This window comes from Limnohabitans sp. Jir72, assembly GCF_003063575.1.
Taxonomy (GTDB): domain Bacteria; phylum Pseudomonadota; class Gammaproteobacteria; order Burkholderiales; family Burkholderiaceae_C; genus Limnohabitans_A.
The window spans coordinates 277,158-299,879 of record NZ_NESC01000004.1 but is presented as its reverse complement, the minus strand read 5'-3'; the positions used below and the strand labels follow the sequence as shown (position 1 = coordinate 299,879).

The following is a 22,722-nucleotide window of genomic DNA, read 5'->3' as shown; positions in this document are numbered from 1 at the left end:
TGACCCGCATTGGGGCCGTGTGCCAAGCCTGACGGCCTGAGCTGTGTTGGCCTTCTATCGAGCACGATGGGCAGTTGTAAGATGGGCGCAGTGATGCCCGTCAGGCATCTTTCTTTTTTGGATTGCCCTCATACCTTATTGTTTATGGCCGCCTCACCTCAATCGCTCACGGGTCTCGCTCCTTTTTTTAAGCCCTACCGTGTGGCTTTGGTTTTTGCTGCGCTGTTTTTGTTACTGGCTGCGGGCACGACCTTGGCGTTTCCTTGGGTCTTGCGCCAGCTGATTGACCAAGGGCTGTCCGCCGGGGCATCGGCCGATCAGCTGTCGGGCAACTTTTTGCAGTTGTTTGGTGTTGCGGCAGCTTTGGCGGTGTTTTCTTCTGGGCGTTATTACACCGTGAGCTGGTTGGGCGAGCGCATCACCGGCGACTTGCGCAATGCGGTGTATGGCCATGTGCTCCAACAAAGCCCCGCTTTTTTTGAAACCACGCAATCGGGTGAGGTGCTCTCGCGCCTGACCAACGACACGACGTTGGTGCAAACCGTGGTGGGTTCTTCTTTCTCCATGGGTCTGCGCAACCTGGTGATGGGCGCAGGGGCTTTGATCATGCTGGTCTGGACCAATCCGGTGCTGATGCTTCAGGTGGTGGCGGTGCTGGCAGCGGTGATTTTCCCCAGCGTTTACCTGGGCCGTCGCGTGCGCCGCTTGTCCCGAGCCAACCAAGATCGGGTGGCCGATTCGAGCGCCATCGCCTCCGAGGTGCTCAACGCCATCAGTGTGGTTCAAAGTTACACCGCCGAAGGCCGTGAAACGCGTCGCTTCATCGAATCGACCGCCCGCGCCTTGGGCACCGCCTTGGGCCGCATCCGTGCACGCGCAGTGCTGGTGGGTTTCATCATCATGGCTTCTAGTGCTGTGTTGCTCTGGGGTTTGTACATGGGCACGCTGGCCGTGCGGGCGGGCACCAGCACAGCCGGCCAGCTGGGCGAAACCGTGTTTTACGTGATCTTGCTGGCCAGTGCTTTTGCGGTGCTGGGCGAGGTGTATGGTGATTTGCTGCGCGCAGCCGGGGCCACCGAGCGCCTGATGGAGTTGCTGCACACCGAATCCAACCTCAAGATTGCACCCCTGCCGCAACAAGCGCCTTGGCCGCAAGGCGGCTCATCGTTGCAATTGGAGACCGTGCGCTTTCATTACCCTTCACGCCCTGACACTTGGGCGTTGGACCAGCTCAGTGGCCAGATCCACCCCGGCCAGACCGTGGCTGTGGTCGGCCCGAGTGGCGCGGGCAAGACCACCTTGTTCGATTTGCTCATGCGCTTTCATGACCCGCAGTCGGGCCGCATTGTGCTGGACGGTGTGCCCATCGAGCAAATGGACCTGCACGACTTGCGCCACCGCATGGCCATCGTGCCGCAGGAGCCGGTTATTTTTTCGGGCACGGTGATCGAGAACATCCGCTACGGCAGACCCGAGGCCAGCTTGGAAGACGTGTACGCGGCCGCCGAGGCCGCTTATGCCCAAGAATTCATCCATGAACTGCCCGAGGGCTTTGACACCTACCTGGGCGACAGGGGCGTGCGTTTGTCGGGCGGGCAGCGCCAGCGCATTGCGATTGCGCGGGCCATTTTGAAGAACCCACCGCTCTTGCTGCTGGACGAAGCCACCAGCGCGCTGGATGCGCAAAGCGAAAAGATGGTGCAAGCTGCTCTCGACAAAGCCATGGTCGGGCGCACCACGCTGGTCATTGCGCATCGCCTGGCCACGGTGCAACGCGCCGATGTGATCTGGGTGCTGGAGCGCGGCCGCCTGATGGAGCAAGGCACCCACGCCGAGCTGCAAGCCAAAGGCGGGCTCTATGCGAGTTTGGCGGCGCTGCAGTTCAATACCGCATCAGGCGTCTGAGCCATTCTTGGTAAAACCATCGCGCACAGGGTGCGCTCCCACAAAGCAGCGTCGTGTTTTTGTAGGAGCCCACCCCGTGGGCGATGGGCGTGGCACACGCCCCCAAAACCATCGCGCACAGGGTGCGCTCCCACAAAGCAGCGTCGTGTTTTTGTAGGAGCCCGCCCCATGGGCGATGGGCGTGGCACACGCCCCCAAAACCATCGCGCACAGGGTGCGCTCCCACAAAGCAGCGTCGTGTTTTTGTAGGAGCCCGCCCCATGGGCGATGGGCGTGGCACACGCCCCCAAAACCATCGCGCACAGGGTGCGCTCCCACAAAGCAGCGTCGTGTTTTTGTAGGAGCCCGCCCCATGGGCGATGGGCGTGGCACACGCCCCCAAAACCATCGCGCACAGGGTGCGCTCCCACAAAGCAGCGTCGTGTTTTTGTAGGAGCCCGCCCCATGGGCGATGGGCGTGGCACACGCCCCCAAAACCATCGCGCACAGGGTGCGCTCCCACAAAGCAGCGTCGTGTTTTTGTAGGAGCCCACCCCGCGGGCGATGGGCGTGGCACACGCCCCCAAAACCATCGCGCACAGGGTGCGCTCCCACAAAGCAGCGTCGTGTTTTTGTAGGAGCCCGCCCCATGGGCGATGGGCGTGGCACACGCCCCCAAAACCATCGCGCACAGGGTGCGCTCCCACAAAGCAGCGTCGTGTTTTTGTAGGAGCCCACCCCGCGGGCGATGGGCGTGGCACACGCCCCCAAAACCATCGCGCACAGGGTGCGCTCCCACAAAGCGTCGTGTTTTTGTAGGAGCCCACCCCGTGGGCGATGGGCGTGGCACACGCCCTTAAAACCATCGCACACAGGCGTGTGTTTCACGTCTTCTTACTCGGTGCGTCGTCCGCTTGATCGGTAGCTTGACCGGTAGCCTCATGGCTCGCTTTCTCGCGCGCGCGTTGCTGGCGTGTTTGTTCTTGCGCCTTGCGGACATCGTGCATTTGCCAAAAGGCAAACACGAAGACCAGACCAAAAATGCCCAGCTCCAACCAGATGCCCATGATGTTGCTCCTGTTGGTTTGAACGTGTTGCCATCCTATCCGAGATGCCGCAGCCACTGACCTCGGTGGGCAGTGTGGGGTGCTTGATGTCAGTAAATGTTGACACTCGATGTAATCAGGTTACATTTACAGCCATGCTTGTCAGCTGGGGTTGACAGGCCTTCTCCTTCGGAGGTCCCATGAGTCTGTTGACACGCGCCGAGCAAGCCCTGAGCACACATTTTGAGCAAGCCGCAGGCACTGGCGCGCCGCCACGCCTGGTCAGCGCCATGCGGCACGCCGTATTCTCAGGCGGGGCGCGCATACGCCCGCAGCTGTGCATGGCCGTGGCCACCGCTTGTGGCGATGACACACCCGAGTTGACCAATGCCGCCGCCGTGGCGCTCGAATTGATGCATTGCGCGTCCTTGGTGCACGACGACATGCCTGCTTTTGACAACGCCGACACCCGGCGCGGTTTGCCCACGGTGCACAAAGCCTTCAGCGAGCCACTGGCCTTGCTGGCCGGTGATGGTCTGATCGTCATGGCTTACCGCGTTTTGTTGCAAGCAGGTGTGCAGCGTCCCGAGCGCTTGATCGCGCTGATGGACAACCTGACCTCGGGCGTGGGCCTGCCCCATGGCATCGTGTCTGGGCAAGCCTGGGAGTGCGAGACCAGTGCAGACCTGGGCCAATACCAACGCGCCAAGACCGGGGCGCTGTTCGTCTCGGCGACCTGCGCCGGGGCCCTCAGTTGCGGCGTGTCACCTGAACCATGGGCATATCTGGGGCAGTATTTGGGAGAAGCCTACCAAGTGGCGGACGATATCCGTGACGTGATCGCCGATGCGGCCACCTTGGGTAAGCCTGCGGGGCAAGATGTGTTGCACGCCCGCCCCAGCTCTGCGCAGGCGCTGGGTCTGACCGGTGCGATTGCCCATTTTGACCAGCTGATCAACCAAGCTGCAGCCTCGATTCCGGCCTGTTCTTGCCGCGACATGCTTTGCCAATTGGTGCAGGTGGAGGCCGATCGCTTGGTGCCTAAAGCCCTGTGCGAGGGCTATTTCAAGACCCACCCCGAAGTGGCCTCGGACCGCATCAGTACGCCACATTGAACGCCCAGACCCCAAGACGCGAAGGAAGCACGATGTCCCACCCCCTGGATCTGGCCGCCATGCAGGCACATACCGTTCCCGCCACCATCAAGGATGCTTGGCAAGAACGCCTGGAGCGCTGGTACGCACACCCTGGCCTGTACCGCTGGTCGTTGCGCAATCCGCTGACGCGCTGGCTCACGCGCCGCCGCACCCGCAAGCTGTTTGATCTGATGGCCGGGTTTGTGCACAGCCAGGTGTTGCTGGGGTGTGTGAGGCTGGATCTCTTTCGCGCATTGCACCAAGCCCCTGCCAACCTGACCGATCTGTCGCACAGCACCGGTCTGGCACCGGCGGTGTTGCAGCGCTTGCTGCTGTCGGCCGTGGCTCTGGGCTTGCTGGAGCACCGCAGCCAGGGCCGCTTTGGCCTGGGGCCGCTGGGCGTTCCTTTGGCCCAGCACGAGGGCATTGCCCAGATGATCGAGCACAACCATTTGCTCTACCAGGACATGCAGGACCCTCTGCAGTTTCTGGGCAGCGCTTGGAGCGGCGGCATGGCCGAGTACTGGCCTTATGCCCATGAAAAAACCACTGTGCCTGATGCCAAGGTTAAGGCGGAGGTGGACAAGTTCACGCGCTATTCGCAGCTCATGGCCGCTTCGCAAGGCTTTGTGGTGCAAGAAATCTTGTCGTCCTACTTTTTTGATGAGCACCGTTGCGTGCTCGATGTGGGGGCGGGCAAGGGTCGCTTTGTCAGCGAGCTGGCCGCGCATGCGCCGCACCTGCGGTTCAAGATGTTTGACCTGCCTCCTGTGCTCGAACTGGCCCGCGAGGGCTTGCAAGCCAAGGGTTTGACGCAGCGCGTGAGCTTGCACCCCGGCAGCTTTCTGGATGACCCGTTGCCAGAAGGTGCCGACCTGATCACCTTGGTGCGGGTAGCGCACGACCATCCCGATGCTGTGGTGCGGCAGATTTTGCAAAAAGCCCATGCTGCCTTGCCGCTCGGGGGCGTCTTGTTGCTGGCCGAGCCCATGGCCCAACCGCATGAGGAAGCGGGGCAGCCCGAGGCCTCAGTCGATGCATATTTCCACTTTTACCTGTTGGCCATGGGAGCGGGCCGCCTGCGTACCCCGCAAGAGCTGCAAACCATGATGCAAGAGGCCGGTTTCACGCATGTCGAGCAAGTGTCCAACGCCATGCCCATCCACGCGCGCATCCTTTTGGGACGCAAATCTCAGTGTTTACCCTCGGTTTTGCAAAATAGTGTCAATTAACTTTGACATTGAACAATGTAAGGCGAAAAATACAGTCATGAAATCTCAAGCCGTCGTCTTCAACAGCCCCAGGCACCTGTCCTTGCAGGCGCTGGACTTGCCTGAATTGCAGGCCGGTCAACTGGAAGTTGCTGTTGAATACAGCGGCATCAGCACCGGCACCGAGCGCATGCTCTGGGACGGCAGCATGCCGCCCTTCCCTGGCATGGGTTACCCGCTGGTGCCCGGTTACGAGACGGTGGGCCGCGTGGTCCGCGCCGCCTCGGACACCGGTGTGCAAGCCGGTCAGCGCGTGTTTGTGCCCGGCGCCAATTGCTTCACCGGCGTCAAAAGCCTGTTTGGCGGTGCGGCATCCCGCTTGGTGGTCACCTCGCAAAAAGTGGTGCCCGTGGCCGAGCACCTGGGCGCGCAATCGGTCTTGCTGGCGTTGGCCGCCACGGCTTACCACGCGGTGTCGGGTGGGGGTCAGCAGGAGCCGTTTGACCCGCCTGAACTCATCATTGGCCATGGTGTCATGGGTCGCTTGCTGGCGCGCCTGACGGTGGCCGCAGGCCTGCCAGCACCCACCGTGTGGGAAACCCAGGCCCAGCGCTCTGCTGGGGCCGAGGGCTACACCGTGGTTCAGCCGCAAGACGACCCACGCCGCGACTACCGCACCATTTACGACGTGAGCGGCGACGGCAGCCTGCTCAACAGCCTGATTCAGCGCCTGCGCCCCGGTGGCGAGTTGGTGTTGGCCGGCTTTTACAAACAAGACCTCTCCTTTGCCTACGCCCCGGCCTTCATGCGCGAAGCGCGCATGCGCATCGCTGCCGAGTGGAAGCGCCCCGATCTGTTGGCCGTCAACGAACTGGTGAACACCGGTCGTTTGTCGCTCGACGGTTTGATCACCCACACCCAGCCATCGACGCAAGCTGGTTCTGCCTACGAGACCGCCTTCGGAGATGCGAGCTGTCTCAAGATGATCCTTGATTGGAGTGCCTCCGCATGAACACCCCCACCACCACAGACGCCACCACCCAGCCCATCAAATTTGTTGAAGTGCTGCGCCGCGAAGCCGACGTCGAACCCGACGCCGTGAGCACCTCCGAGGTGACCAAAGAGACACAAATCATTGCCATCTATGGCAAAGGCGGCATTGGCAAAAGCTTCACGCTGGCCAACCTGTCTTACATGATGGCCCAGCAGGGCAAAAAAGTGCTGCTGATCGGCTGCGACCCCAAGAGCGACACCACCAGTTTGTTGTTTGGTGGAAAAGCCTGCCCCACCATCATCGAAACCTCATCGCGCCTCAAACTCTCCGGCCAGGCCGTGAGCATTGGCGACGTGTGCTTCAAGCGCGATGGCGTGTTCGCCATGGAATTGGGCGGCCCCGAAGTCGGTCGCGGTTGCGGCGGGCGCGGCATCATCCACGGCTTTGAAACGCTCGAAAAACTCGGTTTCCACGACTGGGGTTTTGACTACGTCTTGCTCGACTTTTTGGGCGACGTGGTCTGCGGCGGCTTTGGTCTGCCCATTGCCCGCGACATGTGCCAAAAAGTGATCGTAGTCGCCAGCAACGACTTGCAGTCGCTGTATGTGGCCAACAACGTCTGCTCGGCGGTGGAGTATTTCCGCAAGCTCGGCGGCAACGTCGGCGTGGCCGGCATGGTCATCAACAAAGACGACGGCACGGGCGAAGCCCAGACCTTTGCGGCCAACGCGGGCATCCCGGTGCTGGCCGCCATTCCGGCCAACGAAGACATCCGCCGCAAGAGTGCGAGCTACGAAATCATTGGCCGGCCTGACGGCGAGTGGGGCCCGCTGTTTGCCGAGCTGGCCAAGAACGTGGCCGAAGCGCCGCCCCAGCGTCCAAAACCCCAGACTCAGGACCAGTTGCTGGGCCTGTTCAGTGCCGACGTGGTCGGCCGCAATGTGGTGCTCGAGCCTGCCACCGTGTTCGACATGGTCGGCAAGCACGAAGACATCAAGCCCTCGCTGGAAGTCGTCTACGACGCGGCCTGAACCGCTGCAGACCACACCCACAGGAACAGGCCATGACACGCACCATCCCGATTCATCCCAGTACCGACGCACCCAACCCCGCAGGCTTGCAGGGCGACGGCATGGGCTGTCACGCCGGTACAGAGGCCATGGTGGCCGCCGCCAAAGAGGCGGGCAAGTCCGAGGTGCTCGACCAGTACGCCCGCGACTACCCGCGCCAGCCCGATGCCGGTCCGCACGACCAGCCGCAAAGCATGTGTCCCGCATTTGGTTCGTTGCGCGTGGGTTTGCGCATGAAGCGCACGTCCACCATTTTGTCGGGCTCGGCATGTTGCGTGTACGGCTTGACGTTCACCTCGCATTTTTACGGCGCCCGCCGCAGCGTGGGCTACGTGCCCTTCAACTCGGAGTCGCTGGTCACGGGCAAACTGTTTGAAGACATCCGCGAAGCGGTGCATGCCGAGGCCGATCCCGAAAAATTCGATACCGTCATCATCATCAACCTGTGTGTGCCCACCGCCAGCGGCGTGCCGCTGCAGTTGTTGCCCAAAGAGATCAACGGCGTGCGCATCATTGGCATTGACGTGCCTGGTTTTGGCGTCCCCACCCATGCCGAGGCCAAAGACGTGCTGGCCGGAGCGATGCTGAAATACGCCCGCGAAGAAATCATGAGCGGTCCCGTGGCAGCGCCCCGCGCCGGTCGTGGCGATCTGCCCACCGTGGCCTTGCTGGGCGAGATGTTTCCGGCCGACCCGGTCATCATTGGCCAGATGCTCGCCCCCATGGGCTTGGCCGCGGGCCCTGTGGTGCCCACCCGTGAATGGCGCGAGTTGTATGCCGCGCTCGACTGCTCGGTGGCCGCCGCCATCCACCCGTTTTACACCGCCAGCGTGCGCGAATTCAAAGCGGCCGGTCGCCCTGTGGTGGGTTCCGCCCCCGTCGGCTTGGAGGGCACTCAAGACTGGTTGCAAAACATCGGTCAGGCCGCGGGCATTGCGCAGGCGCAAATCGACGTGGCCCGCAATCAGGCGCTCACGCAAATGCGTGGCTTGCTGATGCAAAAGCCCATTTCCGGCCGCATCACCTTGAGTGGCTACGAAGGCTCCGAATTGTTGGTCGGCCGTTTGCTCATCGAGTGCGGTGCCGATCTGCGTTATGTCGGCTCGGCTTGTCCCGCCACCGAATGGAACGCACAAGACATCGCCTGGCTGCAGGCCAAGGGCGTGCAGGTGCAAATGCGTGCCTCGCTCGAGCAAGACCTGAACGCCATGTACGAATACCGGCCACAGCTGGCCATTGGCACCACCCCGGTGGTGCAGATCGCCAAGCAAAACAGCGTGCCATCGCTCTACTTCACCAACTTGATCTCGGCCAGACCCCTGATGGGTGTGGCCGGTGCCGGGTCCTTGGTGCAAGTGGTGCAAGCGGCCATGGGCAACCAGGTCCGTTTTGATGCGATGAAAGATTTCTTTGGCGATGTGGGTGCGGGCCACGCCGCAGGTGTCTGGGAGTCGGTGCCCAAAGACAGGCCGGAGTTCAAGGCCGAAACCCGCCGTCAGATTGAAAAGCTCTTGAAAAAGCGCAAGGCCGAGGAGATGGGTTCATGAACCAAGTCAATCCTCCACCCAGCACCGTGGCCAAGCCCAAGTCGCCACTCATCCTCGACCACGACCGCGCAGGCGGTTACTGGGGCGCGGTGTATGTGTTCACCGCCATCAAGGGTTTGCAGGTGGTGATTGACGGCCCAGTCGGCTGCGAAAACTTGCCCGTCACTTCGGTGCTGCATTACACCGATGCCTTGCCCCCGCACGAGTTGCCGATTGTGGTGACGGGCTTGGCCGAAGAGCAGCTGGGCCGCGAAGGCACCGAAGGCGCCATGAAACGCGCCCACGCCACGCTCGACCCCGAACTGCCCGCCGTGGTGGTGACCGGCTCGATTGCCGAGATGATCGGTGGCGGTGTCACGCCCGAAGGCACCAACATCGCACGCTTTTTGCCACGCACCATCGACGAAGACCAGTGGCAATGTGCCAACCGTGCCATGTACTGGCTCTGGAGCGAATACGGCCTGCGCAAAGTGCCCGCGCGCAAGCCCTTTGAAGACCGCCCCGAGGGAGAAAAGCCCCGTGTCAACATCATTGGCCCCAGCTACGGCACATTCAACAGTGCAAGCGACTTGGCCGAAATCCGTCGACTGGTGCAAGGCATTGGCGCCGAGGTCAACATGGTCTTCCCGCTGGGCAGCCACCTGGCCGATGTTTCACGTTTGGTCGAAGCCGATGTGAACATTTGCATGTACCGCGAGTTTGGCCGCATGCTCTGCGAAGCTTTAGAGCGCCCCTATTTGCAAGCGCCCATCGGGCTGCACAGCACCACCTACTTTTTGCGCAAGCTGGGTCAATTGCTGCACCTGGACCCAGAACCTTTCATTGAGCGTGAAAAGCACACGACGCTCAAGCCCATGTGGGACCTGTGGCGTTCGGTCACGCAAGATTTTTTTGCCACAGCCAGCTTTGCCGTGGTGGCGGGCGAGACCTACTCGCGCGGCCTCAAAAATTTCCTTGAAAACGAAATGGGCTTGCCTTGCCGCTTCAGCATCTCACGCACGGCGGGCAGCAAGACCGACAACGCCACGGTGCGCGAGCTGGTCAAAACGCAAACGCCACTCATCATGTTTGGCAGCTACAACGAGCGCATGTACCTCAGTGAGATCTCGGGTGGCAGCCCGATGCGTGCAGCCTTTATTCCCGCGTCGTTTCCCGGCGCCATCATCCGCCGTCACACCGGCACGCCCTTCATGGGTTACAGCGGTGCGAGCTACGTGATCCAAGAGGTGTGCAACGCGTTGTTTGATGCACTGTTCCACATCCTGCCTTTGGGCTCTGAGATGGACAAGGCTCCAGCCACTCAGGCGCGTGGTGTGGTCGCTCCCAACGCCAGCTGGCAAGACCAGGCCCAGCAGCGCCTGCGGGATGTGGTGCAGAGCCAGCCGGTGCTGGTCCAGATTTCAGCGGCCAAGCGCTTGCGCGACCAGGCCGAACAACTCTCGCAGGCCCAGGGCCAAAGCGAGGTGACCGAAGCCCATGTGAACGCGGCCAGCCGCGAACTGGGTCTGGGGGTGGCGGCATGAATCACGCCTTGATCAACACAACAGCTGGTGCCGCCGCGTGCGCTGCCGCTGAACCGATGTCGTGGCCTTTGGCTGCGGATGCCCATCTGCGCGGGCTGTGCGCACCCCGGGTCGCAAGGCCTCGTTAACAGGAGAAAAAAATGTCCACAAAGACATCCATTTCCGGACTCACCGATGAGGAAGCCCAGGAATTTCACCACTACTGGATGCAAGGCGCCGTGGGTTTTACAGCAGTTGCTGTATTGGCCCACATCTTGGTCTGGGCGTGGCGTCCCTGGTTCTGATTCAGAGCCTGTTTTTTCAACCATAGATTGACGGAGTCACTGTCATGCCAAACACAAGCCACCTCAACGGGGACCATTCGCCCGCGAATGAATCCCCGGCATATTGGTCCATTTTCCTCATCGGTTTTGGATGCCTCTTCGTGCTCGTCGTACTGGCCAAGCTGGTCGGCGTGCACTGGCGGGATCTGCTGCCCGGTGCAGAAGACGCCAAGAGCATGAGCCAGGGCGTGAAAGCTGCGGTGTACACCTTCATGTCCCACATCATTTAGGAGATTCACCATGTGGAGAATTTGGCGTCTTTTCGATCCGCTGCGTGCCATGGTGCTGCAGGGTATTTTCTTGTTTGGTCTGGCCGCGATGATTCACCTCATCTTGCTCAGCACGAACAAATTCAATTGGCTCGACGGGGCGAAAAAACCCGTGGCGGCATCGGCGCAAAACTCGCCTTTGCCCACTGCGGTGGCATCGCTGCCCGCAACCAAGTCCTGATCCAGGACTTGCCACCCAGATGCTGTCATCGAACCCCGGTTTGATGCAGCGTCTGTTCACCCTTTCAGGCAGGAGGACCCAACCATGGCCATGCTGAGTTTTGAAAAAAAGTACCGTGTTCGCGGTGGTACCCTGCTGGGTGGCGACTTGTTCGACTTCTGGGTTGGACCCTTTTACGTCGGGTTTTTTGGTGTCACCACCTTGTTCTTCTCGTTCCTGGGCACGGCGCTCATTTTGTGGGGAGCCTCACAAGGCCCGACCTGGAACATTTGGCAAATCAGCATTGCACCGCCTGATTTGTCTTACGGTCTGCGCTTTGCGCCCCTGATGGAAGGCGGCCTGTGGCAGCTCATCACGGTGTGCGCCATCGGTGCCTTTGTCTCCTGGATGATGCGCGAGGTCGAAATCTGCCGCAAGTTGGGCATGGGCTTTCATGTGCCCGTGGCCTTCGGTGTGGCCATCTCGGCTTATGTCACCTTGGTGGTCGTGCGGCCGGTGCTCATGGGCGCTTGGGGTCATGGCTTTCCCTACGGCATCTACAGCCACCTGGACTGGGTGTCCAACGTGGGCTACCAGTACCTGCACTTTCATTACAACCCGGCGCACATGATCGCTGTGAGTTTCTTTTTCGCCAGTGTGTTTGCTTTGTCGCTGCACGGCGGTCTGATTCTCTCGTCCACCAACCCCGCACCGGGCACCGTGGTCAAGACACCCGAGCACGAAGACACGTTCTTCCGCGACATCATCGGCTACTCGATCGGCACTCTGGGCATCCACCGACTGGGCTTGTTCCTGGCGCTGGCCGCCGTGTTGTTCAGCGCCCTGTGCATTGTGCTCAGCGGCCCCTTCTGGAGCCGTGGCTGGCCCGAGTGGTGGAGCTGGTGGCTGAACATGCCGATCTGGTCCCAGTGGCCCGTTTGAGTCGGACTGCCCGCACCGTCCGAATCTGAAGAATTGAGGAGTACCACAATGGCCGACTATCAAAACCTGTTCACCACGGTGCAAGCCGTGGGTCCGGTGCACCACGGGGTGCCCCTCGGGCACGGCAACAGCCCGCGCACCGGGCAGCCCCTGATCAACTACTGGGTGGGCAAGCTGGGCAATGCGCAGCTGGGGCCCATTTACCTGGGCGGCCTCGGTCTGGCGTCGCTCATTTGCGGTTTGATCGCCTTCACCCTGATCGGCATGAACATGCTGGCCTCGGTCAACTACGACCCGATCCAATTTGTGCGTCAGCTGTTTTGGCTGTCGCTGGAGCCGCCACCACCGAGTTATGGCCTGAGCATCCCGCCGCTCAACCAGGGGGGCTGGTTCCTCATCGTGGGCTTGTTCTTCACCGCTTCGGTGATGCTCTGGTGGGCCCGCACTTACCGCCGTGCAGTGGAGCTGGGCATGGGCACGCACATCGCCTGGGCATTCGCTGCGGCCATCTGGCTGTTTCTGGTGCTGGGCTTGTTTCGCCCCATCCTGATGGGCTCTTGGGGCGAGGCAGTGCCTTATGGCATCTTCCCTCACCTGGACTGGACGGCCGCTTTCTCGCTGCGTTACGGCAACCTGTTTTACAACCCCTTCCACGCGCTGTCCATCGTGTTCCTCTATGGTTCAGCGCTGCTGTTTGCCATGCACGGCGCGACCATTCTGGCGGTGACCCGCTTTGGTGGCGAACGCGAGATCGAGCAGATCACCGACCGGGGCACGGCCTCTGAACGCGCTGCTTTGTTCTGGCGCTGGACCATGGGTTTCAACGCGACCATGGAGTCGATTCACCGTTGGGCTTGGTGGTTTGCCGTCCTCTGTCCCATCACGGGCGGTATCGGCATCTTGCTGACCGGCACGGTGGTGGACAACTGGTACCTCTGGGCCATCAAGCATGGCGTGGCGCCGCCTTACCCGGAAATTTTCCCAGCCATGACGGACCCCGCACTGAGCATTGGAGCCAAGCCATGAGCACGCACATTCTCAACACATCGCCATGGATGAGCCGCATAGCCAATGGCTTAGGCTTGGCTTGCATCGGTTTGCTCGGTTTGGTGCTGACAGGCTGCGAGCGACCCAGTCCCGAGACCGTGCAAAGTGGCTACCGCGGCACGGGCATGGTTCAGGTGTACAACGCCCGTTTGCTCGAAGTCAAAACCGAGAAGAACCAGCCGCCTGTGGCCATTCCTTCGCCTGGCTCTGATGGCCCCAAAGCCGCGCAGGCCTACAAAAATGTCAAGGTGCTTGGCAACTTGAGCGTGGGCGAGTTCAACCGCCTGATGGTCTCAATGGCCAACTGGGTGGCCCCGCAAGAAGGTTGCGCGTATTGCCACGCCTTGCCCAATTTTGAAGACGACAGCAAGTACACCAAGGTGGTGGCGCGCCGCATGATCGAGATGACGCGGCACATCAACTCGGACTGGCAGCCGCACGTCGCCCAAACCGGCGTGACCTGCTACACCTGCCACCGGGGCGAGCCGGTGCCCAATGCGATCTGGTTCAAGTCCAACCCGCAACCCTACGGCTCGAACTTCATGGGCGACAAAGCCGGACAAAACGAACCGTCTCCGGTGGTCAACCTGTCATCGCTGCCCAACGACCCATTCACGCCCTTTTTGTTGGGCGACCAGAAGATCCGTGTGAACGGCCCCACGGCACTGCCTTCCGGCAATAAGCAGTCGATCAAGCAGGCCGAGTGGACCTATGGGCTGATGACGCACATGTCCAACTCCTTGGGCGTCAACTGCACTTATTGCCACAACACACAGTCCTTCCAGAACTGGGAAAACAGCCCGCCGCAGCGCACGACCGCATGGCACGGCATCCGCATGGCGCGTGACCTGAATCTGACCTACATGGAGTCTTTGACCGAAGTCTTCCCGGCGCACCGCAAGGGGCCGACTGGCGACGTGGCCAAGCTCAATTGTGCGACTTGCCACCAGGGTGCTTACAAGCCGCTCAATGGCGCGCCCATGGCCAAGGACTATCCCGAGTTGTTGAAACCCGCTTTGGCAGCTGCCAAAGTCGCGGCCAAGTAGTCCACAAGCTACCGGACATCCTGTCATGCAAGCCATCTCAACACCTCATGATCCGCTCGCCGGTGTGGTGGTGGTGTTGCTGGCTGACTTTATGCGCCAGCACCAGGGCTGGGGTTGGCTGCGGCTGGTGGCGGGTGCCACGCCATACAAGGATGTTCCGGGCCTGACCATGGTCAAGGTCATGGGCAGTGGTCACGGCGGTGGCTTCAGTTTGCGGCCTAGCGCCACGCACCAGGGGCTGATCTGCACTTTCAGCCACCTCGATCTGGCCCTCCAATTTTTTGACAGTCCTGTCGTGCAGGCTTACCGCAGTCGCGCCCGCGAGTGCTGGACAGGTGTGCTGTCGGTGCAGTCAGCCAGAGGCCAATGGGACAAACAAGCCTGGCAAGCCAGCAGCGTTCAGGCGCTGGGCGAGCAGGGCGAGTTGAATGCCAAAGGGCCTTTTGCCGTGCTGACCCGCGCCAGCATTGTGCCGACCAAGGCCATGGCGTTTTGGCGTTATGCCCCGGCGGCGCAAGCCGACCTGAGCCAGGCCCCCGGCTGCCTGCTGGCCATGGGCCTGGGTGAAGCACCTTTGGTGCGGCAATGCACCTTCAGCTTGTGGCATGACACACAGGCCATGCTGCAGTACGCACACCAGGGCGCGCACCAGGCGGCCAGCGCCGCAGCGTACAAGCACCAATTTTTTTCAGAATCGCTTTTTGTGCGCATGCAGGTGCTGCAGATGGCTGGTGTCTGGCAAGGCAAGACCTTCAACCTGCTCGCTGCCCCAAGGTCGGGTGAGGAGCAGGGCTTACAACCTGTCTTGCAAGGGGCGTCCGCACAGGATGTGCCAGGCCTGGAGCTCAGCCATGTCTGAGCACCAGGTCGTCATCGTGGGTGCAGGCATGGGCGGTTTGTGCAGCGCCATCATGCTGGCACACCAAGGCCTGGATGTGACCGTGGTCGAAGCCTCGGGGGCACCCGGTGGCAAGGTGCACAGCCGCGAGGTGAACGGTGCACACATCGACAGCGGCCCCACCGTGTTCACCATGCGCTGGGTATTCGATGCCTTGCTGCGCAGCGTGGGCACCAGTGTGGATGCCGAGATGCGCATCACACCGCTGCAGGTGTTGGCGCGGCACTTCTGGCCCGATGGCAGCCAACTCGATTTGTCGGCCAATGCACAAGAGAGTGAAGCCGCCATTGCGGCTTGGTCGGGGGGCGACGAAGCCAAGCGTTTCCGGAATTTTTGCAAGACCACCCGCCAGCTCTATGCCACGCTCGAAGGCCCGATGATCCGCGCCCAGCGCCCGAGCATGGGCGGCTTCATGGGTGACTTGGGTTTCAAAGGTTTGGGCGTGCTGGCCCAACTCGGCCCCATGCGCAGCCTGTGGCAGCAACTGGGTCACCAATTCACCGACCCGCGACTGCGCCAGCTCTTTGCCCGCTATGCCACCTACTGCGGCTCATCGCCTTGGCAGTCTCCAGCCACGCTCATGCTGATCGCCCAAGTCGAGATGGACGGGGTCTGGTCGGTCGAAGGCGGCATGGTCGGCATGGCCCAGGCACTGGCCCGTGTGGCCCGGCGCCGTGGTGCGGTGTTCCGATACCACAGCACTTGCCAGCGCATCGAGCAGCGCCAGGGGCGCGTGTGCGGGGTGCACTTGCAGTCAGGTGAGTTCTTGCCGGCCGACCGCGTGATTTTCAATGGCGACGTTGCAGCTTTGCGCCAAGGCTTGTTGGGCGACGGTGTGCGCCGCGCCGTGCCGCAGGCCGCGCCGCCGCGCTCTTTGTCGGCTTTGACTTGGTCCATGCACACACCCGCCGAGGGGGTTGCGCTGGATCGGCACAACGTGTTTTTTCAGAGCACGTACGCCAGTGAGTTCGAAGACATTTTCGAGCGCCAGCGCCTGCCCGAGCACCCCACGGTCTATGTCTGCGCACAAGACCGGCCTGCTGACCTTGCAACGGGTCAGGACGAGCGCATTTTTTGTTTGGTCAACGCCCCTGCCTGCGGTGATGGCAACGCGGTCACCGAGGAGGCTTTAGAACAATGCCAAACGCACACCTTTCAGCATCTGCGCCAGTTGGGCCTGAATCTGCAAGCCACAACGGCCAACAGCCTGCGCACGACACCCCAGGATTTTCATCGGCGCTTTCCGGCCAGCGGCGGAGCGCTGTACGGGCAGGCGACGCACGGCTGGACGAGCATCTTCCAAAGACCTGGCTCCACCACACCCCTGCAGGGCCTGTATCTGGCGGGGGGCAGCGTGCACCCGGGGCCGGGCGTGCCGATGGCGGCGCTGTCCGGGCAGCGGGCGGCCGAGGCGCTGATGGCGAGCCTCGCTTCGACCAGACGGTTCCAGACGGGGGCTACCTTTGGTGGTATGTCGACGCCATGAGTGATTGCGGTCAACACGGCATCACCCTCATTGCTTTTGTCGGCAGTGTGTTCTCGCCTTATTACGCCTGGGCGCGCAGACGTGGCCGTGCCAACCCGGATAACCACTGCGCGCTGAACGTGGCCATTTACAGCAAAGGCCAAGGCCGATGGGCCATGACCGAGCGTGGGCAGCGCCACTGCGCCCGCAGCGCCCAGCAATTGACCATCGGACCGAGCCAATTGAACTGGGACGGGGACTGTCTGACCATCGACATCAACGAGGTCTGTGTGCCGTTTCCACAGCGTATCCAGGGCCGCATCAAGCTGTGGCCGCAGCAGCTTTTTGCTTATTCCAAGCCTTTGGATGAGGCAGGCCGTCATCGCTGGGGACCTTTGGCCCCATCTTCGCGCATTGAGGTTGATCTGAAATCACCGGACTTGCGGTGGCAAGGCCACGCCTATCTGGATTCCAACGAGGGTGACGAGCCGGTGGACCAGGGCTTTCACACCTGGGACTGGTCGCGTGCCCGCACGCGCGACGGCAGCACCGTGGTGTTTTACGACATGCAAGCGCCCGCCGCCGATGACCGCGTGCTGTCGCTGCGCTTCACACCCAAAGGCACGGTGGAGCCCATCGCCGCGCCACCGGTGCAGCGCCTACCCAAGACAGCTTGGCGCATCGATCGCCGCATGCGCAGCACGCAAGCCGTGCGGGTGCACGAACAACTTGAAGACACGCCGTTTTACCAGCGTGCCTTGCTGCAATTTGACTACGCCGGTGAGCCATTGCTTGCCTTCCACGAAACCCTGTCGGTGCCCCGTTTGGTGTCACCGGTGGTTCAAGCCATGCTGCCTTGGCGCATGCCACGGCGGGCTTGAGATGAACACCCTTGAACTTCTTTTCAAGGCAACCCCATTCCTGGCCATGGTGGCCATGAATAGCCCTCGTGCGGGCCGTGCACGTCTTCTGCAAGGAGAAAACTATGTCTAACTCAGACAAAGTCTGGCCAACGGGACTGACCGAGGCCGAATCGGAAGAGATTCACCGCAATCTCATCCAGGGTACGCAGATTTTCGGCATGATTGCCGCATTTGCCCATCTGCTGGCCTACATCTATTCACCCTGGCTCAAGTAAAGGAGACACATCATGATCTACTCGAAAATGTGGTGTGTGGTGAAACCTTCGGTCGGTATCCCGGTGTTCATTGCGGCTGTGGCGATTTCGTCCTTCAGCGTGCACTTGGCCCTGACCATGAACACCACCTGGGTGAAAAGCTTCCTCAATGGCGGCTCCAAAGTGGTCGCTATGGCGCCTGCTGCGGCGGATGCCACGGTGAAGAAGTAAGGGTGCAAGCCCGAACGGCCAGACGCGAAAGCGTCTGGTCTTTCCCTTATGACCAAAACTAAAACACGATCATCTCTTGCACATGTGCTGGCCAACCTGGGCCCGCGCTTTTTGCCCTTTGCAGATGCCGCCAGCGATGACTTGCCGCTGTCCCGTCTGCTGCGTTTGTCGTTGTTTCAAATTTCTGTCGGCATGGCCATGGTCATGCTGGTGGGCACCCTCAACCGCGTGATGATCGTGGAGCTGCAAGTGCCCGCCACGCTGGTGTCCTTCATGGTGGCTTTGCCCTTGCTTGTAGCGCCGCTGCGGGCGCTGATCGGCTTTCGCTCGGACAACCACCGCTCGCAACTGGGCTGGCGGCGCGTGCCCTACATCTGGATGGGCAGCTTGCTGCAATTCGGTGGTTTTTCCATCATGCCCTTTGCCCTGCTGGTGCTCAGCGGTGCTGGACAGGCCAGTCAGGCCCCGGCCTGGGTGGGCTTGGTCGGTGCGGCTGGCGCTTTTGTGCTGGTGGGCTTGGGCATGCACACGGTCCAAACCGCAGGCCTGGCGCTGGCCACTGACCTGGCCCCGCCCGAGCGCCAGCCCAAAGTGGTTGGCCTCATGTATGTGATGCAACTGGTGGGCATGATCGGCAGCGCCTTGATGCTCGGCCATTTGCTGCGCGACTACAGTCCCGGTCAGCTGATCCGCGTGGTGCAATCGGTGGCGGTGATGACGCTGCTGCTCAATGTGGTCGCCCTGTGGAAGCAAGAGCCTCGCAGCCGACTGCGCAAACCTGGTACACCCCTCGAACACAGCTTTGGCGAGGCCTGGCAATTGTTTTGCCAAGGCCCCAACACCGTGCGCCGTTTGCTGGCCGTGGGTTTGGGCACCATGGCCTTCACCATGGAAGATGTGTTGTTGGAGCCTTATGGCGGCGAGATCCTGGGCCTGAGCGTCTCCACCACCACCATGCTCACCGCCACCTTGGCTTTTGGTGGCTTGATCGGTTTTGCCTGGGCTTCGCGTGTGCTCAGCCGGGGCGAAGATGCTTACCGCATGGCCAGTTGGGGCGCTTGGGTGGGGGTGCCTGCCTTTGTGGCCGTGATCGCATCGGCCCCGCTGGATTCGCCGGTTTTGTTTGCATCGGGCATTTTCCTGATCGGCCTGGGTGGCGGCTTGTTTGCCCATGGCACCCTCACGGCCGCCATGCGACTGGCTCCGCCAGAACACATTGGCCTGGCCATGGGGGCCTGGGGCGCGGTGCAGGCTACGGCCGCCGGTGTGGGCATGGCCGCGGGTGGCTTGGTGCGCGACGGCGTGGCGCTGCTCAGCAGTTCGGTCATGGGCTACTCGGCTGTGTATGCGCTCGAAATCCTTTTGCTGGTGCTGACCCTGTGGGCCATCGCCCCGATGATGCGGCCATGGCGTGCACTTGCCTCGGCACCCGTCCCTTCCCCATAATGCGCAGCCACCAGAGTGCATTTTTGTGATGCCTTTCATCTTTCATCAACTCAAGGAAAAACCATGGAAATCAAACACATCCTCATCATCATGTTCGTGGTTTTCTGCCTGTTCATGCTGGCCAACTGGTTCAACCGCCCCAAACGCCCCAGCCACAAACCGATGGACAAACCCATGGAGTAATGGCCATGGTGGTCGTGACTCACGTTGATTGACGGATCGCGTCGATGGCTTGGGTCAATTGGGCTTGAACGCACCTGTGCTCGATGCTGTCTTCAGCGGCGATGCAGGCCATTTTTCTTGAACTGTTTTTGTCATCATGAACAAATTAACCATTTCTCAAATCCGCCAAAAATCTGGGCGTTATTACGCCATTGGCATCGCGGTGTTTTCTTCGTTTTTTGTGGTGATTGCCGTGATCGCCCAGTTGGTTTCAAGCAACAGCTGACCAGCAAGGACCGGCCACGGCGCTGATGCTCGTGGTCGTGCAGGAAATACAGGTACTTTGAGACTTGGTCAGGTCCTGCGTGTTGATTTGCTGACCGATGGGGGTGGCTGACGTAAAGCCAACGCGGCCAGATGCTGTGCTAATGGGCCCTCATGGGGCAGGACAGCCCCGTCACTCTTGTCATGCCGTGGGGCTTGCTGCGTTGCGGTTGAGTCGTTCGCTTTCGCGTCGCTCCAGCAGCTCGAGCATCCAGGCCACACGCTGGGGCATGGCGCGGTTGGGGAAATAGGCTTTGTGCCCTGTCACGGGGGTGGCATCGCGGCAGCCTTGCACCATGCCGACGATGGCGGCCAAGGGTTCGGGGGTGTGTTCGCTCACTCGAATCCAGTGCACCTGTGTCCAAGCGCTGGCCAGCAGCATGAGCTTGCGCGTGGTGCTGACCACCGTGCGCTTGTTGACCGAGTCCAGGCCTTCACGGCGCAGCTGGTGGCCGATCTCGGCGTAGATCACGCTGGCCGCACAAATGGCCGCGCGGCAGTCCGGCGGCAGGGCGGCAATGCCCGAGTGCGCTTGTTTGTAGAGTCGGTCGGCTTCGTCCAGCAAGCGCGTCACCACGTGCGCGATACCGGGCGTGAAGGTGGGCTGGGCCAGCCAGGCATCGGGTTGGACACCGGCCTCGATCAGCCAGCGGCGCGGCAGGTACAGGCGGCCAATGCGGGCGTCATGGCCCACGTCGCGGGCGATGTTGGTCAGCTGCATGGCCACGCCCAGTTCGCATGCGCGCGCCAGGGTGTCCATGCTTTGAGGCCCCATGATCCAGCTCATCATGGCACCCACACTGCCGGCCACCCGGGCACCGTAGGCATGCAGGTCTTCGATGCTGTCGTAAGTGCGCCCGGCCGCGTCCCAGGCAAAGCCTTCGATCAGCGCGTCCAGCAAATGGCGCGGCAATTTGTACTGCTGCACCAAGAGGCTCAGGGCGTGGTCTTCGACGTGGTCGTGTGGGGTGCCGGCATAGATGGCATCCAGGCGCGCTTGCAACACCCGCAAAGGTGTGTCGCCGGGCTGGGCTTCGTCCACCAGGTCATCGGCCACGCGGCAAAAGGCGTACAGCGCGATGGCGGCAGTGCGCACACGCGGTGGCAGCAAGCGGCTGGCTGCAAAAAAGGTTTTGGAGCCGCCTTGCATCATGGCCACACAGGCCTGCAGGTCGAGCGAGTCGAAGTCGAGTTCTTTCAAGGCCACAGGCGCAGTGGGTTCTGTGGCTTGGTTTGCAGAGGCTGTGGGCGTGGTCACTGCGCGCAGGTGACGCGTGTCTGCCGCGCTGGCCATGCGTTCAGGCTGGGACATGGGGCACCACCGTTTCCAAAGCTTTGGCCGACATCAGTACACCGGGCACACCCGCACCCGGATGCGTGCTGGCACCCACCACAAACAAACCCGGCACATCTTCACTGCGGTTGTGCGGACGGAACCACGCGCTTTGCAGCAACAAGGGCTCCAGGCCAAAGCCCGCGCCTTTGTAAGACCACAAGTTGTCGTGAAAATCCTGCGGCGTGGTGACCTTGCTGGTCACGATGCAGTCGCGCAGGCCAGGCAGCACGCTGGCCTCCAGACTCTCTGCAATCGCTGCGCGGTAGGTCTCGGCAAAGGCGGGCCAGTCGGTGCCGCTGTCCAGGTGCGGCACGGGCGAGAGCACATAAAAGGTGTCGCAGCCTTCGGGTGCCAGCGATGGGTCGGTGGCGGTGGGGCGGTGCAAATACAGGCTGAAGTCGTCGGCCAGTTTGTGCTTTTTGAAAATGTCTTGCAGCAGGCCTTGGTAGCGCGGGCCCAGCACCATCATGTGGTGCGGCACGTCTTTGTATTGCTTGGAGGTGCCGAAGTACCAGACAAACAGGCCCATGGAGTATTTACCGTTGGCGATTTTGCGGTCGGTCCAGACGCGGCGGTGCTCGGGTGCCACCAGATTCTTGTAAGTCCAGGCGGTGTCGCCGTTGCTGACCACGATGTCGGCGGGCACGAACTCGCCGTTTTGCAATTCGACGCCACAGGCGCGGCCTTTTTCAATGCGAATTTGTGTGACGGGCGCATTGCAGCGCAGCGGTACGCCGCGCTCTTCCAACAAGCCGACCAAGCCTTTGACAATCGCCCCGGTGCCGCCCATGGCCGAGTGCACACCCCAGGTGCGCTCTAGCGAATTGATGAGGGCGTAGGCGCAGGTGACCGCAAACGGGTTGCCGCCGATCAGCAGCGGGTGAAAGCTCATCACGGTGCGCAGCTTGTCGTTGCGCATGTGTTTGGCCACCAGGCTGTAGAGGCTGCGCCAGGCGCCCATGCGCAAAAAGTCGGGGATGGCGGCCATCAGGTCGCTGACCTTGTCAAAGGCCATGTCGCCCATGCCCTCAAAACCCAGGGTCTTGCAGCGCTCGGCTTCTTCCAAAAAGCGTTCGTAGCCGGGCAGGTCAGAGGGCTCGAAACGGGCCACCTCGGCCCGCATGTGCTCGGCGTCGCCGTTGTAGTCGAACCAGGTGCCGTCGGAAAACCGCACGCGGTAAAACGGGTCCATGGCCACCAGCTTCACATCGTCTGCAAAGCTTTTGCCGCAGAGCGCCCACAGCTCTTCGAGCAAAAACGGTGCGGTGATGATGGTGGGGCCAGCATCGAAAGTGAAGCCGTCTTGGTGGTGCACATAGGCGCGGCCCCCAGGAGCGTCGAGTTTTTCAAAGACCTTGACCTCGTAGCCCTTGACGCTCAGGCGAATGGCCGCAGCCAGTCCGCCAAAGCCGCTGCCAATGACCACGGCCACCGGGCGCTGTGGCGTGCGACTCACCTCACCGGTACTGGGGCGTTGTGGGATGTTCGGTGTGTCAAAGCCATCGGCACGCAGGGCGGGGGTGAGGGTCAAGGTGTTCATGGGGG

The 22,722-nt window shown here is 61.6% G+C and carries 23 protein-coding genes; 20 read left to right on the top strand and 3 right to left on the bottom strand.

What is annotated here, in order from left to right; genetic code table 11:
• Positions 1-144: 144 nt before the first annotated feature.
• Complete coding sequence (locus B9Z52_RS07840; RefSeq protein ID WP_108413268.1) at positions 145-1,905, top strand: ABC transporter transmembrane domain-containing protein; 1,761 nt, start codon at positions 145-147, stop codon at positions 1,903-1,905.
• Positions 1,906-2,768: 863 nt separating this feature from the next.
• Here the strand turns inward: B9Z52_RS07840 and B9Z52_RS07835 are convergent.
• Positions 2,769-2,951 carry a hypothetical protein gene (locus B9Z52_RS07835; RefSeq protein ID WP_108413267.1) on the bottom strand — a complete coding sequence of 61 codons (183 nt, stop codon included), beginning with the start codon at positions 2,949-2,951 and terminating at the stop codon, positions 2,769-2,771.
• Positions 2,952-3,130: 179 nt separating this feature from the next.
• Here B9Z52_RS07835 and B9Z52_RS07830 point away from each other — a divergent pair, with 179 nt between their 5' ends.
• The 19 genes from B9Z52_RS07830 (at position 3,131) to B9Z52_RS18200 (ending at position 19,803) form a co-directional block, all read left to right on the top strand.
• Positions 3,131-4,045 carry a polyprenyl synthetase family protein gene (locus tag B9Z52_RS07830; RefSeq protein ID WP_108413266.1) on the top strand — a complete coding sequence of 305 codons (915 nt, stop codon included), beginning with the start codon at positions 3,131-3,133 and terminating at the stop codon, positions 4,043-4,045.
• 32 nt (positions 4,046-4,077) lie between these two features.
• Positions 4,078-5,298 (top strand): methyltransferase, encoded by a 1,221-nt coding sequence (locus B9Z52_RS07825; protein ID WP_108413265.1) that lies wholly within the window; start codon positions 4,078-4,080, stop codon positions 5,296-5,298.
• Between the two features lie 37 nt (positions 5,299-5,335).
• Positions 5,336-6,289: a chlorophyll synthesis pathway protein BchC gene (bchC, locus tag B9Z52_RS07820; protein WP_108413264.1), complete on the top strand. Its 954-nt coding sequence runs from the start codon at positions 5,336-5,338 to the stop codon at positions 6,287-6,289.
• Complete coding sequence (locus B9Z52_RS07815; protein ID WP_108413263.1) at positions 6,286-7,302, top strand: chlorophyllide a reductase iron protein subunit X; 1,017 nt, start codon at positions 6,286-6,288, stop codon at positions 7,300-7,302. The genes bchC and B9Z52_RS07815 overlap by 4 nt, the downstream gene beginning before the upstream one ends.
• A gap of 32 nt (positions 7,303-7,334) precedes the next feature.
• A complete protein-coding gene (gene bchY, locus B9Z52_RS07810; protein ID WP_108413262.1) occupies positions 7,335-8,888 on the top strand; it encodes a chlorophyllide a reductase subunit Y in 1,554 nt (517 codons plus the stop codon).
• The gene (gene bchZ, locus B9Z52_RS07805) at positions 8,885-10,411 is read left to right on the top strand and encodes a chlorophyllide a reductase subunit Z (RefSeq protein ID WP_108413261.1); all 1,527 of its coding nucleotides are present in this window, start codon (positions 8,885-8,887) and stop codon (positions 10,409-10,411) included. The genes bchY and bchZ overlap by 4 nt, the downstream gene beginning before the upstream one ends.
• 140 nt (positions 10,412-10,551) lie before the next feature.
• Complete coding sequence (gene pufB, locus B9Z52_RS07800; protein WP_081499349.1) at positions 10,552-10,695, top strand: light-harvesting antenna LH1, beta subunit; 144 nt, start codon at positions 10,552-10,554, stop codon at positions 10,693-10,695.
• A 140-nt stretch (positions 10,696-10,835) separates the two neighbouring features.
• Positions 10,836-10,964, top strand: a complete 129-nt coding sequence (locus B9Z52_RS18205; RefSeq protein ID WP_255417795.1) for a hypothetical protein — start codon at positions 10,836-10,838, stop codon at positions 10,962-10,964.
• 10 nt (positions 10,965-10,974) lie between these two features.
• Complete coding sequence (pufA, locus tag B9Z52_RS07790; protein ID WP_108413259.1) at positions 10,975-11,184, top strand: light-harvesting antenna LH1, alpha subunit; 210 nt, start codon at positions 10,975-10,977, stop codon at positions 11,182-11,184.
• Positions 11,185-11,268: 84 nt separating this feature from the next.
• On the top strand, positions 11,269-12,105 hold the full coding sequence (pufL, locus tag B9Z52_RS07785; protein WP_108413258.1) for a photosynthetic reaction center subunit L: 837 nt from the start codon (positions 11,269-11,271) through the stop codon (positions 12,103-12,105).
• Positions 12,106-12,153: 48 nt separating this feature from the next.
• Positions 12,154-13,131: a photosynthetic reaction center subunit M gene (gene pufM, locus B9Z52_RS07780; RefSeq protein WP_108413257.1), complete on the top strand. Its 978-nt coding sequence runs from the start codon at positions 12,154-12,156 to the stop codon at positions 13,129-13,131.
• Positions 13,128-14,198, top strand: coding sequence for a photosynthetic reaction center cytochrome PufC (pufC, locus tag B9Z52_RS07775; protein WP_233251875.1), 1,071 nt, complete (start codon positions 13,128-13,130; stop codon positions 14,196-14,198). The genes pufM and pufC overlap by 4 nt, the downstream gene beginning before the upstream one ends.
• A 25-nt stretch (positions 14,199-14,223) precedes the next feature.
• Positions 14,224-15,057 (top strand): hypothetical protein, encoded by an 834-nt coding sequence (locus B9Z52_RS07770; RefSeq protein ID WP_108413256.1) that lies wholly within the window; start codon positions 14,224-14,226, stop codon positions 15,055-15,057.
• Positions 15,050-16,582, top strand: coding sequence for a 1-hydroxycarotenoid 3,4-desaturase CrtD (gene crtD, locus B9Z52_RS07765; protein WP_108413319.1), 1,533 nt, complete (start codon positions 15,050-15,052; stop codon positions 16,580-16,582). The genes B9Z52_RS07770 and crtD overlap by 8 nt, the downstream gene beginning before the upstream one ends.
• The gene (locus tag B9Z52_RS07760; RefSeq protein ID WP_108413255.1) at positions 16,579-17,442 is read left to right on the top strand and encodes a carotenoid 1,2-hydratase; all 864 of its coding nucleotides are present in this window, start codon (positions 16,579-16,581) and stop codon (positions 17,440-17,442) included. Before crtD ends, B9Z52_RS07760 begins: the two co-directional genes overlap by 4 nt.
• A gap of 104 nt (positions 17,443-17,546) precedes the next feature.
• Positions 17,547-17,699: a light-harvesting antenna LH1, beta subunit gene (pufB, locus tag B9Z52_RS07755; RefSeq protein WP_019429105.1), complete on the top strand. Its 153-nt coding sequence runs from the start codon at positions 17,547-17,549 to the stop codon at positions 17,697-17,699.
• Positions 17,700-17,711: 12 nt separating this feature from the next.
• Positions 17,712-17,909, top strand: coding sequence for a light-harvesting protein (locus tag B9Z52_RS07750; RefSeq protein WP_108413254.1), 198 nt, complete (start codon positions 17,712-17,714; stop codon positions 17,907-17,909).
• A gap of 48 nt (positions 17,910-17,957) precedes the next feature.
• Entirely contained in the window at positions 17,958-19,355 is a 1,398-nt protein-coding gene (locus tag B9Z52_RS07745; RefSeq protein ID WP_108413253.1) for a PucC family protein, read from the top strand.
• Positions 19,356-19,674: 319 nt separating this feature from the next.
• On the top strand, positions 19,675-19,803 hold the full coding sequence (locus B9Z52_RS18200; protein WP_255417794.1) for a hypothetical protein: 129 nt from the start codon (positions 19,675-19,677) through the stop codon (positions 19,801-19,803).
• Positions 19,804-19,983: 180 nt separating this feature from the next.
• Here B9Z52_RS18200 and B9Z52_RS07740 read toward each other — a convergent pair whose 3' ends face one another.
• Positions 19,984-21,153 carry a phytoene/squalene synthase family protein gene (locus tag B9Z52_RS07740; RefSeq protein WP_233251874.1) on the bottom strand — a complete coding sequence of 390 codons (1,170 nt, stop codon included), beginning with the start codon at positions 21,151-21,153 and terminating at the stop codon, positions 19,984-19,986.
• A complete protein-coding gene (locus B9Z52_RS07735; protein WP_199222058.1) occupies positions 21,140-22,717 on the bottom strand; it encodes a phytoene desaturase in 1,578 nt (525 codons plus the stop codon). Before B9Z52_RS07735 ends, B9Z52_RS07740 begins: the two co-directional genes overlap by 14 nt.
• Positions 22,718-22,722: the final 5 nt, after the last annotated feature.

Coding starts and splice junctions, on each gene's coding strand:
- B9Z52_RS07750 (WP_108413254.1), top strand. CDS start 17,712: ATGATCTACTCGAAAATGTGGTGTGTGGTGAAACCTTCGGTCGGTATC.
- B9Z52_RS07825 (WP_108413265.1), top strand. CDS start 4,078: ATGTCCCACCCCCTGGATCTGGCCGCCATGCAGGCACATACCGTTCCC.
- bchZ (WP_108413261.1), top strand. CDS start 8,885: ATGAACCAAGTCAATCCTCCACCCAGCACCGTGGCCAAGCCCAAGTCG.
- B9Z52_RS07735 (WP_199222058.1), bottom strand. CDS start 22,717: ATGAACACCTTGACCCTCACCCCCGCCCTGCGTGCCGATGGCTTTGAC.
- pufB (WP_081499349.1), top strand. CDS start 10,552: ATGTCCACAAAGACATCCATTTCCGGACTCACCGATGAGGAAGCCCAG.
- bchY (WP_108413262.1), top strand. CDS start 7,335: ATGACACGCACCATCCCGATTCATCCCAGTACCGACGCACCCAACCCC.
- B9Z52_RS07745 (WP_108413253.1), top strand. CDS start 17,958: ATGACCAAAACTAAAACACGATCATCTCTTGCACATGTGCTGGCCAAC.
- B9Z52_RS07760 (WP_108413255.1), top strand. CDS start 16,579: ATGAGTGATTGCGGTCAACACGGCATCACCCTCATTGCTTTTGTCGGC.
- B9Z52_RS18200 (WP_255417794.1), top strand. CDS start 19,675: ATGAACAAATTAACCATTTCTCAAATCCGCCAAAAATCTGGGCGTTAT.
- crtD (WP_108413319.1), top strand. CDS start 15,050: ATGTCTGAGCACCAGGTCGTCATCGTGGGTGCAGGCATGGGCGGTTTG.
- pufL (WP_108413258.1), top strand. CDS start 11,269: ATGGCCATGCTGAGTTTTGAAAAAAAGTACCGTGTTCGCGGTGGTACC.
- B9Z52_RS07830 (WP_108413266.1), top strand. CDS start 3,131: ATGAGTCTGTTGACACGCGCCGAGCAAGCCCTGAGCACACATTTTGAG.
- B9Z52_RS07740 (WP_233251874.1), bottom strand. CDS start 21,153: ATGTCCCAGCCTGAACGCATGGCCAGCGCGGCAGACACGCGTCACCTG.
- pufA (WP_108413259.1), top strand. CDS start 10,975: ATGTGGAGAATTTGGCGTCTTTTCGATCCGCTGCGTGCCATGGTGCTG.
- pufC (WP_233251875.1), top strand. CDS start 13,128: ATGAGCACGCACATTCTCAACACATCGCCATGGATGAGCCGCATAGCC.
- pufB (WP_019429105.1), top strand. CDS start 17,547: ATGTCTAACTCAGACAAAGTCTGGCCAACGGGACTGACCGAGGCCGAA.
- B9Z52_RS07770 (WP_108413256.1), top strand. CDS start 14,224: ATGCAAGCCATCTCAACACCTCATGATCCGCTCGCCGGTGTGGTGGTG.
- bchC (WP_108413264.1), top strand. CDS start 5,336: ATGAAATCTCAAGCCGTCGTCTTCAACAGCCCCAGGCACCTGTCCTTG.
- B9Z52_RS07835 (WP_108413267.1), bottom strand. CDS start 2,951: ATGGGCATCTGGTTGGAGCTGGGCATTTTTGGTCTGGTCTTCGTGTTT.
- pufM (WP_108413257.1), top strand. CDS start 12,154: ATGGCCGACTATCAAAACCTGTTCACCACGGTGCAAGCCGTGGGTCCG.
- B9Z52_RS07840 (WP_108413268.1), top strand. CDS start 145: ATGGCCGCCTCACCTCAATCGCTCACGGGTCTCGCTCCTTTTTTTAAG.
- B9Z52_RS07815 (WP_108413263.1), top strand. CDS start 6,286: ATGAACACCCCCACCACCACAGACGCCACCACCCAGCCCATCAAATTT.